Genomic DNA, 15319 nt, shown 5'->3' on the forward strand with positions numbered 1-15319 from the left:
TTACAAGTGGCAAGTTATTGATCCCACCAAACACGGCCATATAAGCCATCTTCTCCATTGAATTGTCTTTGCAAAGCAGCGTTATAATTTGCAGCGTTAAGAGAGGCCTCTAGTGCATCATACATTTGCCTTCTCGGAACAGCCTTACCTCCTGGAGTTACTAAATTATCAGGGTAACCTGTTCTTCTCCACTCAGCCCAGGCTTCGTAGCCATGCATGAAAAGGTGTATCCAACGTTGTGTGGCAATCTGCTCAATAGCGTTCGCAGGATTGTAGGCTATGCCTGGTTGGCTTAACAACTCTTCGGCCCCTTCATTGCTACCTGTCCACTGCATTACCGACTGCTTAACAGCCTCATTATAATATGCTTCTGCCTCTGCGTCGCCTCCGGTTATCCAGCCACGTTTTGCAGCTTCAGCCTGTGCAAACAATGCCTGTGCATAAGTAACTAAGTATACAGGCGCATCCTGTGCATAAATAGCAGTACCTAATAAAGAATAGTCTTCTGTGTTCATATTCACAGTTTCACCAAAGTTTAACCCTATATATTCGCCTGTTTTTCTGGCAGGCTGACCATATACCTCAAGTCTTGGGTCTGCTACAGGTTTCATTTCACCTACTAATGTTTCTGTTAAAGCCCACCATTCACGGTTCTGCGTTACCCATTGGCTATACCAGTAACTTTGGTTATTGGCATTTGCCAAGTGATGGAAAACCAGATTATCATCGTTAGAGGTCATAATGCCTGCTGCCAAAGCTTTGTTAAACTCTTCCTGTCCTTTTACTGGATCAACTTCTGATAAGCGTAATGCCATGAGGAGGTGAATAGTATTACCCAGCTTTTTCCATTTGGCCATATCTCCACCATAAATGATGTCGTTGCTAATGTTGCCTGATACAATTTGTTCATTGGCCTCATCTAACAAAGTAAAGAGGTTATTGTAGATATACTCCTGTGTATCATAGGCAGGAGTAAAGTTATCGGCTCCCTGTAATGCCTCCGTGTAAGGTACATCGCCCCAACGGTCAGTAATGTGCCACATGTAGTAAGCTTGCAAGATTTTGGCAACAGCTAACTGATTGGCTACAGGTCCCTCATTTCCGTCCAGGTTTTCAGCGTTGATCAATACAGTCTGAAGGTTCATGAGTGGCCCCTGGTAAAGCCAGTAAAAACTAGTGCCTCCTGCCGGATAAAGTGAAGCTGTCACGTATTGAGTCTCTGCCAAATACTGGGCAAGAAACTCACCAGTAGGAGAGGCACTTAAACTAGGAAGAGAAAGTTCTGCATTGGCAATTAATTGAGTGCCGGATGCTTCGCTTGGTAAGTTAGGGTTTACGTTGAGTTCGCTCAAATCGTCACAGCTCCCTAATGCAAGGCAAGATAACAATACTATATATATCTTCTTCATTATTCTTTATTCTAACTAAAAGGTAATGTTTAAGTTAACACCATAAGATCGGACGGTACTTAGCTGGCCTGATTCGTACCAGCTGATAGATTGGCTGCCAGTAGATAGTTCTGAAGGATCAAGTCCTTTAGGTGCTTTTTGCCAGATCATGGCAGGGTTGCGGGCTATAAGGGCTATGTTAACTCCCTGAACAGGTAAGTTGCCTAATATAGACTTATCTAAAGTGTAACCCAGGCGAACTTCTCGTAATTTTACATAAGAAGCATCGTACAGCCAATCTTCATAAATTCTTCTGGCAGTGGTGCCATAGTAAGTTTGTGGATCTACATATAAAGTAACTTCTTGGCCTCCAACATTTTCTCCATTAATTGTCACATCAGGGCCGTAAATTCCGTCAACTCTTACGCCTCCTCCTTCGCTAACGGCATCGCGTACATTATGTCCTTTATCATTAGTTGCAACAGTAATTGGGTCGAGGCCGGTTCTTACTGCCAGCATTTTAGAACGGCTAAAGAACTTACCGCCTACCTGAAAGTCAATCATGGCAGCCGCATCTATTTTCCAGATGCGGAAAGTGTTCTGGAAGCCTCCGGTGTAATCTGGTAACACACTGCCGAAATTGTGAGTTGCTGTGGTATATAAAGGCAGACCATTTGCATCCAATAACATTTTGCCTGTCTCCTCATCTCGCTGATAAGCTTGTCCTACAAGGCTTCCGAACTTTTCTCCTACATAAGAATATAGATAACTGGAGGTTGAAGAATAAGTAGTAGAGCCTAATAGTAAAGCATCAATGTCTGGAGCCAGTTCTATAATTTTACTCCTGTTTCTGTTTAAGTTAAAGACAGCATTCCAGGTAAAGAGCTGAGACTGAACAGGTGTACCAGTTAAAGTAAGCTCAATTCCTTTGTTCTCTATAAGCCCTGCATTAATGACAGTAGATTCATAACCACTTGCGCCTGATACTGCCAACTTGAATACTTCATCCTTGTTTCTCTGCTGATAATAGGTAAAGTCAACGCCAAACCTATCCTGGAAGAATTTAAGGTCTATACCTGCTTCGTAAGAGCGAGCGAAAGCTGGCCGTATAAGAGGGTTTGCCAAGTTATCAGGAACAGTAATAGTATTAACGCCGTCATAAATACCTCCTATACCATAATTAACGGAAGTGGCATATACATCAACATCAGATCCTGCTTCTGCGTAACTCACTCGTAACTTTCCATAAGAGAGTGGGCTGACTGGTAATAACTCACTAAACACAAAACTACCCGACACAGAAGGGTACCAATATGGGTCAGCTAAAGTAGAAGAATGGTCTCTTCTGAAAGAAGCATCAACAAAGTACGTGTCTTTGTAGCCCAAGGAAACCATACCGTACCCACTTCTAATTTGCTTATTGAGTTCATAAGATGGATAAAGCTCTCGCCCACTAGTAGGTCTGTCAATAGAAGCTGCAAGATTATAATAACCAGGAACCGATAAGCCACCTGCTGTTGCTTGAGAAATATAAGTGTAGTTTCTGTCGTACAGGTTAGCTCCTAAGTTAGCATTCAGAGAGAAATTGCCCCACTCTTTTGAATATTGAGCCAAAAACTCATAGTTAAATTCCTTATTTTGATATTTGGCAACTGAGTAGCCTGGTACATTTGTTCCGCCAAAGGCAGTTCTGGACTCTACATTTTGTGTAAACATATCAGAACGAACAAATCCGCTAAGCTTTAACTCAGGCAAGACTTGGTACGTTAAGCCGACATCACCAAAGAAGCGGTCTCTGTTATCGTTAGAGGGGTTTTCGTAGGCCTCAAAATAAGGGTTGTTCCAATATAAAGGTTTAAAATTGGTAACTTCACCTGTTGTAGAGCTTGGAGTTCTAAGGTTCCAGTGTAAGAAAGTGCCATCTGCATATTGGTAGTTCTTCAGACGGTTCATGTCTAAGCTGCGCTGGAACCATTGCCCCAGGTATCTTGAGCCATCTTCTGAGCCCTGTGCCGGACGTTGAGCCGTGTTGCGAGCGTAGTTGATATTGGCAGAAGCAGTTAGTTTTTTTGCTAAATCTACTCCTAAGCTTACACCAAGATTGTTTCGTTTAAGCCAGGTATTAGGCTCTACACCCTGAATTCTGGTATCGTTAAGACTAATGCGATAGTTGGTTCTATCACTGCCACCTGAAATGCTTACACCATTGTTGAGAGTTGAGCCTGTTTCGTAGTAGTCTTTAATGTTGTCTGGGTGAGGCACAAAAGGGGTTAGCTGACCATACGTTGGGTCTTGTGGGTAAAAGCTAAAGACTTGGCGTACAGGTGTGCCGTCCATCAAAGGCCCCCAACTCTCATCTACGTTCATTTGTACATATTTGTCGCCGTTTGGTAATGTTCTCCAGGTCTGGCTGGAGCCACCACCGTACATATTCTGGTATGGCATAATGTTACCAACTCTTTCTACAGAAAAAGCAGAGTTCAATTGTACTGATACTTTTTCTGCGCCTCTTCTTCCTTTTTTAGTGGTAATCATAATAACGCCGAACTGGCCACGTATACCATACAAGGCTGAAGCAGCCGGTCCTTTTAACACGTTCACAGACTCAACATCTTCTGGGTTGATGTCTTGACTTAGGTTACCTAAGTCAATGCCTGTACTTCCTGAGAAGTTTGCGTTAGAGATAGGCGTGCCATCTACGACAATAAGAGGCTCCCCTCCGCCTGCAACAGAGTTTACTCCTCTTATTTTGATCTTCTGTGTACCACCCATGCTGGCACCCGAAGATCCTACTACCTGCACACCTGCTACTTTACCTGCTAACGAGCCAACCACGTTCTGCTCTTTCGTAAAAGTCAGGTTGTCGCCGCTTACTTCCTGTGTAGCGTAGCCTAAAGAACGCTCGCTGCGCTCAATGCCTAAGGCTGTCACTACCACCTCATCCAATTGCTTTGAGTCGATCACCATCGATACATTTATCTGAGAGCGACTATTAACTTGCACCACTTGATTAGTATAGCCAATGAAAGAAAAGATTAATGTGTTTGCTTCGGATGGTAAAGTTATTCTGTAGTTACCATCTATGTCTGTAGTTGTGCCTACACTAGTGCCTTGCACAGCTATGCTTACACCAGGCAAGGCTGCATTGTCTTCGGAAGAGGTAACCCTTCCTGAAACCACTTTGCTTTGTGCATGGGCATAGTTAATGGAACAAATAGCCAACATCATGGCCAATAAAGTAAATAGTTTTCTCATAAAGATTTATAATAGATAGAATATGTTTGAAAGGTTGTTTTAAGATATGAACACTTTAGTAGATGTTAGATATAGTGGATGTATGCAAGTTCCAAAATAGATATTTTTTATATTGGGAACAAGAAATATTAGAGGCTGAGTTAAAAAAGGAGGGATTGGCTTTATTGAAAGTATTGGACAATATATTTAAAGAAGTTGCAGCATATAGGTACTGAACTTTATGAAAAACATATAGTTTAGGAATATTGAAGGTATATGCTTCCCAGTAAAATGGTTTATTAACTTACTAAAGATAAGTTTGTGCAAGGCTTCTTATTTATAAATCAAAAATACTGCAGGTTGCTTATGAATGTCTGGCAACTTGCCGCGCCAATGCTGAATGGTTTTAGTTTTGATAAGTTCGTGCTCTGGTGAAGTGATGTTGGCCGCAATGCAGAGACGAGTGTCGGGGTGGAGCGTTTGCAGCAGGTCTTCCAGCAGCTTGTTGTTACGGTACGGCGTTTCCATAAATATTTGTGTCTGGTCGCGCTGATGCATTTCCTTTTCCAGGTTGCGGAGTGCCTGCAGCCTGTCTCGTTTCTCTATAGGCAGGTAACCATGAAAAGCAAAGCGTTGTCCGTTAAAGCCGCTGCCCATCAGGCTTAGCAGTATAGCTGAGGGCCCGGCAAACGGAACTACTTTGATTCCTTTCTGGTGGGCATACTTTACTACTTCGGCTCCGGGGTCTGCAATACCAGGGCACCCGGCTTCTGAAATAATGCCGGCATCTTTACCCTGCTCCATTAAAGGCTTTAGCGAAGCTTGTACCTGAGCAGGCGTGGCATCTTTGTCTATTTGCACGAAGGTTAGCTGCTCAATTACTAACTCCGGGCAAATGCTTTTAACATAGCGGCGAGCAGTACGCAGGTTCTCTACTATAAAATAAGTAAGGTGCTGTACAGTTTCTTTCACCTGCGGAGATATTACCTGGTCGGCAGTGTTTTCTGCCAGTACTGTGGGAATTAAGTATAAAGTGCCGGATTGCTTCATAGTACAAAAGTATAAACAATAACGGAGCAGAAAACTAAAAGCTGCCACTACAGCTAAGGTAACGGCAGCTTTTAGTAAACTATGCGTGATATTGAAAGCCTGTAAGTTAATACAAGGCTATTTATCAGCAGAAGAGCGGGAAAACCAGCTATCGCTCCAGGAAGTTTGTAACCAGGTCATATACCTTATCAGGAGCCTGTGCATGTACCCAGTGCCCTGCCTCAGGAATGGTTTCAATATCTACTAAGGTAAACAGCCGCTCAATGCTGCCAACCATATCTTCTTCTTTGATATATCTTGACCGACCTCCTTTTATGAACAGCGTGCTTTTGTTGAAAGGCACCTCTGCAGTAATGGCAGCACTTATATGATCGTAATTCTTTTCTATCGCGTCTAAATTCATGCGCCAGCCAAAGGATTTATCTTCTTTACGGTAGATGTTCTTCATCAGGAACAAGCGTACATCTTCTTCTTTAATGTATTTTGCCAGTTGCTCATCTATATCGTTGCGGCTTGTAGCATTCTCTAATTTTACAGCCTGTAGCGCTTCAATAATATCATCATGGTGTGGCGGGTAAGCTTTAGGGGCAATATCAACTACAATTAGCTTCGTGAGGCGCGTTGGGTATTTTAAAGCATATTTCATAGCTACTTTACCACCCATAGAGTGCCCCATAATGGCTGGCGTAGGTATTTGCAGTTCGTCTACCAGTTGTAGCACATCGTCAGCCATTACATCATAGTTGTGCTCGGCATCGTGTGGGGAGCGGCCATGATTGCGCAGGTCTACCAGGAAAACGTGGTAATGCTCTGCAAAGCGTTTTGCCAGTGTCTGCCAATTGTCTAATGTGCCAAACAAACCGTGCAATATCAGCAACGGCTGTCCTTCGCCCATTTCTTTATAGTGTAGTTTCATAATTTAAGTATCAGTTTCAATATCACTTTCACTTACGGATGTGCAGGATAGGTTGATTAGAGTGTTCTTAGCTCAAACCACCTTTATCAGTTTGCCTGAACTAACTTGCTCCTTAAACACTCCAAATGGCTGTAAGTGCAGGGCGTGCTTCTCAAAAATCTGTAGCACTTCTTTACGACCTGTCGGGTCTACTGCTATTAAAAGTCCACCACTGGTCTGTGGGTCGCAGAGCAGATGCTTCTGGTCTGGCGTAAGTTGAGCTATTTTATGGCCGTAGCTGTCGAAGTTGCGATGTGTGCCCCCAGGAATAGCTTTTTGTGCTATGTATTCGAGCGCCTCTGGCAGTACGGGCACTTTATCGAAATAAACCTCTGCTGACAGATTGCTGCCTTCACACATTTCTGACAGGTGGCCCAGTAAACCAAAACCAGTTACGTCGGTCATGGCTTTTACCTGTGGCAGTTGCCCCAGTTCTGCTCCAATCTTATTCAGCTGCATCATTTGTTGCGGAGCCAGGTGTACGTGCTCCGGCAGAAGCAGTCCCTTCTTTTGTGCTGTGGTAAGCACACCTACACCCAGTGGCTTGGTTAAGTAAAGTTCACAGCCCGCTGTGGCTGTATCGTTTTGCTTTAGGTTAGGAATGTTGAGCATGCCCGTTACAGCAAGCCCGAAAATAGGCTCCGGACTGTCGATGCTGTGCCCGCCGGCAAGTGGTATGCCTGCCTCATGGCAGATGCTACGGCTGCCTTCGGTTACGCGCTGCGCCACTTCCGGTGAAAGTTTATCAATTGGCCAGCCGAGTATGGCTATTGCCATAACTGGAGTGCCTCCCATAGCATACACATCTGAAATAGCGTTGGCAGAGGCAATGCGTCCAAAGTCGTAAGCATCATCCACAATGGGCATAAAAAAGTCTGTGGTGCTGATAATAGCACGACCTCCTCCTATATCGTACACGGCAGCATCATCGCGGGAATTATTACCTACAAGTAAGTTCCTGTTTTCAGGATAACTTACCTTGGTGTGCAGGATGGCATCCAGTACTTTAGGTGATATCTTGCAGCCACATCCAGCGCCGTGACTGTATTGTGTAAGCTTTATTTCCTGATCAGTAGTCTCTTTCATAGTTATAGCAGGTTTTGTTGTTTTGCGAATTGTAATACCTGTTGGGCATTTTCTTCAGGGTTTAGCGCTGGCAGTTCAACGGGCAACACACGTTGTTTTTTAGCAAGCTCAAAACTATAAGCCTTATCGTAATGGGTAAGAGCTAGTTCCACCATCTTCTCCATATCGTCGTTGGCAATGGCTTGCAGAGCTTCTTTTGTAGCAAGCCCTCCTAAACGTTTCTTTATTTTCAGAATAGCGGTTTCCAGTAAGGTTTTGTCGGTGCGGCAATATTCTTCTGCTAATTTCTGTACACGTAGCTTTTTAGGGATTTCCAGTACTATAGTGGGCGCTGTCCGCATCTGGTCGAAAAGTGGCTTAGGCAACACTACCCGCCCTATAGTAATGTCTTCATCCTCTAGCCACAGTGTTTTCTCCGCATTAAGCTGTATAAGCTCCATGCCCAGTAAATTCTCAAAGTGTTCGGTGCTGGGCTGCGGGGGCATGCCTATGGAGCCAAAGGCAGAGCCTTTATGGCTTGCCAGCTTTTCAAGGTCTACTGTCTGTTGGTTAAGCTGTTGCAGGTGGGGGAGTAGGTCAGTTTTACCACTACCCGTAAGGCCGCCAATTACAAGCAAGGGTCTGGGCTTAGCGAACTGGGCCTGCATCAGGTGCCGGTAAGTTTTATACCCGCCTTGCAGCAGGTGTACCTTGTATCCTGCGAAACTAAGCAGCCAGGCCATGGCACCACTGCGCATGCCGCCACGCCAGCAATGCACGAGCAGTTCTTTGTTCTTCGCCAGCTTGCCTGCCTCTTTTACAAAGCTAGACATTCTTGGGCCGAACAAGTCCAAGCCCATCAGTACAGCCGGGTCGTGCCCCTGCTTCTTGTAAGCCGTGCCGATGGTGGCACGTTGGTCATCATCAAAAATAGGAAAGCTGTGTGCTGCCGGAATATGCCCTACCTTATACTCTTTAGGTGCACGCACATCCAGTACAGGCAGCTCAGCTGCTTTCTCCAGAAACTCTTGTATGGTTACGTTATTTATCACACTTATTTTAGCTGACGTAGGTATAGCTGCACAGTATTCTCCAGGCCATAGTATAAAGCATCGCAGATAAGGGCATGCCCGATACTTACTTCCTCCAGCCCTGGCAGGTTATCTTTCAGGTATTTCAGGTTGTCGAGGTCCAGGTCGTGCCCAGCATTCAGACCAAGGCCATATTCCTGAGCTTTAAGAGCGGCTTTCACATAAGGTGCTATGGCTTCTTGGCGGTTGCTGTGATAGTTTTTGGCATAACTTTCTGTGTAAAGCTCTATCCGGTCTGTTTTTACCTGGGCAGCTCCCTCCACAAACCTTTCCTCCGGATCAACAAAAATAGAGGTGCGAATGCCATACTCCTGCAGGTCTGCAATTACATCCGTCAGAAAATCTTTAAACCTGATGGTGTCCCAGCCCGCGTTGGAGGTAATAGCATCAGTTGCATCAGGTACCAGCGTAGCCTGTGCTGGTTTTACTTCTTTTACCAGCTTCAGGAAATCAGGGGTGGGGTTACCTTCTATGTTAAATTCCGTAGTAACGATTTCTTGTAAATCATACACGTCGCGGTAGCGGATGTGGCGCTCGTCGGGGCGCGGGTGTACGGTAATGCCTTGTGCTCCGAAGCGTTCACAATCTTTGGCGGCCTGTACGATGTTTGGTCTGTCTCCGCCACGTGCATTCCGAAGCGTGGCTATTTTGTTTATATTTACACTCAATTTCGTCATGGGTATAAGTTAAGGGCCGCTGGGGCTGTTTAAGGTTATACTACGGAATGCCTAAATTAGTGGAATTTTGTTTAAGATGATAAACTGAGGCTAGTGCTATAGCAGCATATAAAGTAAAAGTGAAGAGCTATCACAATAATTAAGTATATTCAAAAAAAAGACTATGAGTTTAAAGCAACGCATTGATGCTGACATTAAGCAGGCTATGTTGGCTAAAGATAAAGGCCGTCTGCAGGCATTAAGAAGTATAAAATCGCAGATACTATTAGCTGAAACTGAAAAAGGCGGCGATGAAGGTCTGGGCAAAGACACAGAAATAAAGCTTTTAACGAAAGCTGCCAAACAACGCCGCGACTCAGCAGAGCTATATGCCAAGCAAGGTCGTGCTGATCTGGAAGAGGTAGAGTTGAATGAACTGGCGGTGATTGAAGAGTACTTGCCAAAGCAACTCGATGAGGGGGAGCTACGCGTGCGCCTGCTGGAAATTATCCGACGTGTGGGTGCTACAGGTCCATCTGACTTAGGTAAAGTAATGGGAGTAGCCTCCAAGGAACTTGCCGGGCAGGCAGATGGTCGCGCCATATCCAGCGCAGTTGGTGATTTGTTGAACAATACCGATTTTTAAACAGCCCTCTAAACTTAAAGCACTGGCACTGCTGTTACTATAGTAGTGCCAGTATTATGTTGCTAAGGTTGCCGTTGTTTGTAGTACTACTTATACTTGCCCTTCTCAACCCTTTTATAACATTGAATACATTCGACATTTTTCTGGCGCTGCCGTTGCTTTACGGTGCATTTCAGGGCTTTCGAAAAGGACTAATGCTGGAACTGGTCTCGTTAGTAGCACTGGTACTGGCAATTCTTGGCGGAATGAAGTTGTTAGACACGACTATTCCGGTGATGAGAGAGTATGTGGGTGATGCAGGAGGCTTGCTCCCGTACGTTACCTTCCTGGTCGTGTTTATCTGCATTATTTTGTTGATACATACAGCAGGCCTTATCCTGAAAAAGGTAATCGACTTTACGCCTTTTGGTTTTTTTGATAACCTGCTGGGCGGAGTGCTTGGCTTACTGAAGTGGTGCCTTGGCCTCAGCCTGTTATTATATATGTCTGAACTGGCAGGTATAACCATTACAGAAGAAACCTCGGCAAACTCTGTCGTATATCCTTTTGTGCTTAAAACTACTCCTTACGCACTCGATGTGCTAAGCTATGTAATGCCATTTGTAAAGGCGTTGATGGTGTCGCTTAAGCAGCAGTTTTAGTTAATTTAAAGTTCGATTTTATTCTGTGGAAGAGACGCTGAACGGTATTTGTTTGGATTATGTTCAGTAGCTGAAGATGGTAACTGTTGCATCACCTCAAATTTAGCTTCCCGGATATTCCTGTTAAAATGCTTCTTCTTCTTGATAACTTTGATTCTTTTACTTATAACCTGGTGGACTATTTTAGCCAACTGGGGGAGGAGGTACATGTGGTGCGAAACGACGTACCGCTGCAGGAAATTCAGAAGCTGCCGGTAAAAGCAATTGTTTTATCGCCGGGGCCGGGAACACCGCAGCAGGCAGGTTGCATGCCGGAGGTGATCCGGCATTATCATGAACAGGTTCCAATGATGGGCATTTGCCTGGGGCATCAGGCGCTGGGAGAGTTCTTTGGTGCAAAACTGGAGAAGGCGATAAGGCCTATGCACGGTAAAATCTCTGAAATTATATGTGTGGCAGACCCTTTATTTGCTGGTTTACCAGTTAAAATGCCAGTAGTGCGCTACCACTCGTTAGTGCTTAAATCTATGCCGGATTGTATAATTTCGCTGGCGCAGACACAGGAGAACGAAATGATGGCTTTTAAGCATAAAACTCTACCACTGTACGCCTTACAGTTTCACCCTGAGGCTACTCTTACCACTTATGGGCTGCAAATGCTCAAAAATTGGCTTAGTATTGTTAATATTACAAAATAATTTCACCGTATACTTTCTTTACACGTTCCTTTTATTTACCTTTTATTAGTTTAATATCAATGGATCTACAGTTCAGACAAGAAGGCGAGTTTCAGTACATAGACGAAGGCGAAGGCAAAGTGATGCTGCTGTTGCATGGGTTGTTTGGTGCCTTAAGTAACTGGCAAGGTGTTGTAGATTACTTTTCCAAAAGTTACAGAGTTATTATTCCGCTGATGCCCATCTATGAGATGGCGCTACATAAGGCAGGTGTGCCTGGGCTGGTGTCGTTTGTAGAAGATTTCGTGAAACTTAAGAAGCTGGATGATATGATTCTGTTGGGCAATTCGCTTGGTGGACATGTAGCGCTAGTGTACACGCTGAATAACCCGAATAAGGTAAACCGTTTGGTATTAACAGGCAGCTCCGGCCTTTTTGAAGACTCAATGGGAGGCTCTTTCCCAAAAAGAGGGAATTACGAATATGTAAAAGAGCGTACAGAACATACGTTTTACAGACCTGAAACAGCTACCAAGGAGCTGGTGGACGAGGTATTCAATATCACGAACAGCAATGCCAAGTGTTTGCGTATTATTGCCATCGCTAAGTCGGCGCAACGACATAATATGGCTAAAGATATCACAAACATTCATGTTCCTACGTTGTTAATATGGGGCCTGAACGATACTATTACGCCACCCATTGTAGCGCACGAGTTTGCCAGGCTTATCCAGAATTCTGAGTTATATTTTATTGATAAGTGCGGCCATGCTCCAATGATGGAACATCCGGACAAGTTTAACAGTATCTTAAATAAGTTTTTAGGAAAATCAACAGTAACAGCAGTGTCCTCATGATAGCAGAAGAACTCATCAACCAAATGATTCCGCCGTTGAAGCTCTATGATACCGTAGAGAAGGCTCTGCGGTGGATGGATGAGTTTCGTGTAAATGAGTTGCCGGTGGTTAGAAACCGAAAGTATTTAGGACTGGCTTCAGAAGCAAGTCTTATTGAAATGAGCGACCGGAGTCTGGTACTGAAAGACATTGAACTGGATTTCCAGGATGTGCATGTGATGCATTTCCAGCACTTCTATGATGTAATGGAAGCTGCTATAAGAAATAAGATACAAGTGGTGCCTGTGCTGGATGAAGAGCAGGATTATATGGGCATCATCACCATAAATGATACACTGGCTGCCTTCGGCCAGATGTCAGCGTTGCAGGGCCAGGGAAGTATACTAGTGCTCTCTATGGCAGAGCGCGATTATTCTCTGGGGCAGATCAGCCGCCTGATAGAAGAAGAGAATGCGAAGATTTTAAGTGCTTACGTTTCCCCAGACGAAATAGACCCATACCAGATAAAGCTTACCTTAAAGCTTAACCGGACAGACCTTTCCCGTATTATCGCTACGCTGGAGCGCTTCGACTACCGCATTACCGCACAATATAACGACGGCAATGATTATGATGTTGGCCGCGACCGTTTAGACATGCTGTTTAAGTACCTGGATATCTGATTTTGACCTTACCAGTGCTTCGGATTAGTTTTCTTGGCATTTTACTGCTGTTATGTTGCGTTGTGCAGGCTGCTTCCTGTCAGGTGCCGGAGGTAGTTGTGCATGAAGTAAATTGGGAAGGCAACGACATTACAAAGGAGCAGGTCCTGCTCCAGGAACTGACTTTTGCCCCAGGCGATACCATTCCTGCCGAAGAGCTGGAGGCAAGATTTGAAGAAAGCCGGAAGCGCCTTTTTAACCTGCGCCTTTTCCACTATGTAAGCTACAGCTATACCTGCCAGAGTGGGCAGGTGCAAGTAACGTATAAAGTACAGGAACGCTTTTATCTGTATCCCTTTCCTATATTTGACTTTGCGGATCGTAACTTTAATGCTTGGTTAGAAAAAAAAGATTGGGGCCGGATAGACTACGGCATAAACTTAATCAAAAGAAACTTCAGGGGGCGCAACGAAGAGGTGCGCCTGCGGGTACAGCGTGGCTTCAATAAGCGTTTGGAGCTGTCGTACCGGGTGCCTTATATCAACAGAAAACATAACCTTGGCTTTGAAGTTGGTGCTTCAGATTATCGCAGCCGCACAATTAACTACAACACCTTAAGAAATAAACAGTATTTTCTGGAGCAGGAAGAGGGGCTGCCAATTAAAAGAACGGCTTTTTTCGGAACGCTTATCCACAGGCAGAGTGTGCAGAGGCAGGAGTTGTTCAGGTTAGTTTATGGGCAGGAAACAATAGCCGATACCGTTGCACAAGTTAACCCGGAGTATTTCACACGGGCAGAGACAGAGCGGCAATACATGCGTTTTGAAGTGGCAAAAGTTATAAACTTGCGTAACACGTTTGCTTACCCTTTAACTGGAAGTTACTTTGAGGCTGCCATCGGGCAAACCTTCTTTCTCAATAATACTGGTTCTCCCCTAACCATTATCAGGGCAAAATACGTTGATTACCTAAAACTTTCAGATAAGTACTATTATAGTGTCGGAGCTGAAGGGCAACTGAAGCTGTCACAAAATTATGCTTATACTGATAATACCGCCCTTGGCTTTAGGTCTTTGGTAAGAGGTTATGAGCTGTACGTGGTAGGGGGGCAGCATTATGGTCTTTTTAAACAGGGAGTAACGAGAGAGCTGCTCAATATCAAAAGCATCAGGCTTAAGTTTATTGATAATCCCAAATTTAATAATATACCTTTGGCTGTATACCTAAATGCGTTTAGTGACGCTGGCTACACGATCGACAACGTATATGGCAAAAATAATCCGCTTACAAACCGCCTGTTAGTAGGCGGGGGATTAGGGCTGCACGTCGTTACGTTCTATGACATGGTGCTGCGGCTGGAGTACTCTGTAAATCGGGAAGGAGACAGAGGTTTTTACTTTAGCGGAAGATTTCCGTTTTAAATATTACTGTATTTATGAAGATAGCTATACTTGGTAAACCTTTTGAGGATCACATTGTCCCGTTTATTCAGGAGCTTTTCAATGAGCTGACGCAGCGTGGCGCTGAACTGCTGGTGGTAGAGCATTTTCAGCTGTACCTGAAGAACACGATTAACCTGCCAGCAGGTTCGCAAACCTTTAACCGTGGCGACAAGTTAGAGGGAGTAGATATGGTGCTAAGTATTGGCGGCGATGGTACTTTGCTGGATACTGTTACTTATGTGGGGGCACAGGAAGTGCCTATATTAGGAATAAATACAGGTCGCCTGGGCTTTCTGGCTACTGTACCCTATGACAACATTATTAACGCACTGGATGCCTTGTATAAAGGTGAGTACGCTTATGATGACCGTAGCCTTATCAGAGTAGAATCAAATCAGGAGGTTTTTGACAACTTGAACTTCGGGCTTAATGAGTTCAGCCTGCTTAAGCGAGATAGTTCAGCCATGATAGTGGTACATACGTATATAGACGGTGATTACTTGAACTCGTATTGGGCTGATGGCCTTGTAGTTGCTACACCTACTGGTTCTACCGGTTATTCTCTTAGCTGTGGCGGGCCTTTGGTGTTACCCCAGACTAATAATTTTATTATATCACCCGTATGCCCGCACAATTTAAATGTGCGGCCTATGATAGTGCCGGATAAGAGTGTTATCTCTTTTGAAGTAGAGGGCAGAAGCAGTAGCTATTTAGCTACGTTAGATTCTAGGTCAACACCTATAGATATGAATGTGCGACTGTCTGTAAAGCGCGAGGACTTTGTTGCAAGGCTAATTAAACTAGATAATGTAAATTTTTTATCTACGTTACGTAGTAAGTTAAATTGGGGCTTGGATAAACGCAACATCTCATTAAAGTAAAAGACTTTTATGTAAAATATTTAAGATTTTTTTTACTTTAATTAAATGGAAAGCCTAATTTTGCTTTAGGCTCAGAAAGAGAATAGGTGGAGCTT

At 44.2% G+C, this 15319-nt stretch carries 14 protein-coding genes; 7 read left to right on the forward strand and 7 right to left on the reverse strand.

All coding sequences use genetic code 11. The features are described from left to right. Positions 1–14 precede the first annotated feature (14 nt). The 7 genes from LN995_RS08075 to LN995_RS08105 all read right to left on the reverse strand — a co-directional run bounded on the left by LN995_RS08075 (position 15) and on the right by LN995_RS08105 (position 9460). Positions 15–1352, reverse strand: coding sequence for a SusD/RagB family nutrient-binding outer membrane lipoprotein (locus LN995_RS08075; protein WP_229960170.1), 1338 nt, complete (start codon positions 1350–1352; stop codon positions 15–17). A 72-nt stretch (positions 1353–1424) separates the two neighbouring features. Then, on the reverse strand, positions 1425–4643 hold the full coding sequence (locus tag LN995_RS08080; protein WP_229960172.1) for a SusC/RagA family TonB-linked outer membrane protein: 3219 nt from the start codon (positions 4641–4643) through the stop codon (positions 1425–1427). A gap of 312 nt (positions 4644–4955) precedes the next feature. After that, a complete protein-coding gene (locus tag LN995_RS08085; protein WP_229960174.1) occupies positions 4956–5672 on the reverse strand; it encodes an SAM-dependent methyltransferase in 717 nt (238 codons plus the stop codon). 148 nt (positions 5673–5820) lie between these two features. Further along, positions 5821–6588: an alpha/beta fold hydrolase gene (locus tag LN995_RS08090; protein ID WP_229960176.1), complete on the reverse strand. Its 768-nt coding sequence runs from the start codon at positions 6586–6588 to the stop codon at positions 5821–5823. Positions 6589–6660: 72 nt separating this feature from the next. Further along, complete coding sequence (gene selD / locus LN995_RS08095; RefSeq protein ID WP_229960178.1) at positions 6661–7713, reverse strand: selenide, water dikinase SelD; 1053 nt, start codon at positions 7711–7713, stop codon at positions 6661–6663. A 2-nt stretch (positions 7714–7715) separates the two neighbouring features. After that, positions 7716–8744, reverse strand: a complete 1029-nt coding sequence (mnmH, locus tag LN995_RS08100) for a tRNA 2-selenouridine(34) synthase MnmH (protein ID WP_229960180.1) — start codon at positions 8742–8744, stop codon at positions 7716–7718. A gap of 2 nt (positions 8745–8746) precedes the next feature. Continuing rightward, positions 8747–9460, reverse strand: coding sequence for a pyridoxine 5'-phosphate synthase (locus tag LN995_RS08105; RefSeq protein WP_229960182.1), 714 nt, complete (start codon positions 9458–9460; stop codon positions 8747–8749). 163 nt (positions 9461–9623) lie between these two features. Between LN995_RS08105 and LN995_RS08110 the strand changes: the two genes are divergently transcribed. The 7 genes from LN995_RS08110 to LN995_RS08140 all read left to right on the forward strand — a co-directional run bounded on the left by LN995_RS08110 (position 9624) and on the right by LN995_RS08140 (position 15224). Beyond that, positions 9624–10085: a GatB/YqeY domain-containing protein gene (locus tag LN995_RS08110; protein WP_229960185.1), complete on the forward strand. Its 462-nt coding sequence runs from the start codon at positions 9624–9626 to the stop codon at positions 10083–10085. Positions 10086–10207: 122 nt separating this feature from the next. Further along, positions 10208–10726: a CvpA family protein gene (locus LN995_RS08115; protein ID WP_229960187.1), complete on the forward strand. Its 519-nt coding sequence runs from the start codon at positions 10208–10210 to the stop codon at positions 10724–10726. A 128-nt stretch (positions 10727–10854) separates the two neighbouring features. Next, the gene (locus LN995_RS08120; RefSeq protein ID WP_229960378.1) at positions 10855–11424 is read left to right on the forward strand and encodes an anthranilate synthase component II; all 570 of its coding nucleotides are present in this window, start codon (positions 10855–10857) and stop codon (positions 11422–11424) included. A 59-nt stretch (positions 11425–11483) separates the two neighbouring features. Further along, entirely contained in the window at positions 11484–12260 is a 777-nt protein-coding gene (locus tag LN995_RS08125; protein WP_229960188.1) for an alpha/beta fold hydrolase, read from the forward strand. Beyond that, entirely contained in the window at positions 12257–12922 is a 666-nt protein-coding gene (locus tag LN995_RS08130) for a CBS domain-containing protein (RefSeq protein WP_229960190.1), read from the forward strand. The genes LN995_RS08125 and LN995_RS08130 overlap by 4 nt, the downstream gene beginning before the upstream one ends. A gap of 14 nt (positions 12923–12936) precedes the next feature. Further along, positions 12937–14322 carry a POTRA domain-containing protein gene (locus tag LN995_RS08135; protein WP_229960192.1) on the forward strand — a complete coding sequence of 462 codons (1386 nt, stop codon included), beginning with the start codon at positions 12937–12939 and terminating at the stop codon, positions 14320–14322. A gap of 14 nt (positions 14323–14336) precedes the next feature. Then, positions 14337–15224 (forward strand): NAD kinase, encoded by an 888-nt coding sequence (locus LN995_RS08140; RefSeq protein ID WP_229960194.1) that lies wholly within the window; start codon positions 14337–14339, stop codon positions 15222–15224. Positions 15225–15319: the final 95 nt, after the last annotated feature.

Source organism: Pontibacter silvestris (assembly GCF_020907275.1).
GTDB lineage: Bacteria > Bacteroidota > Bacteroidia > Cytophagales > Hymenobacteraceae > Pontibacter > Pontibacter silvestris.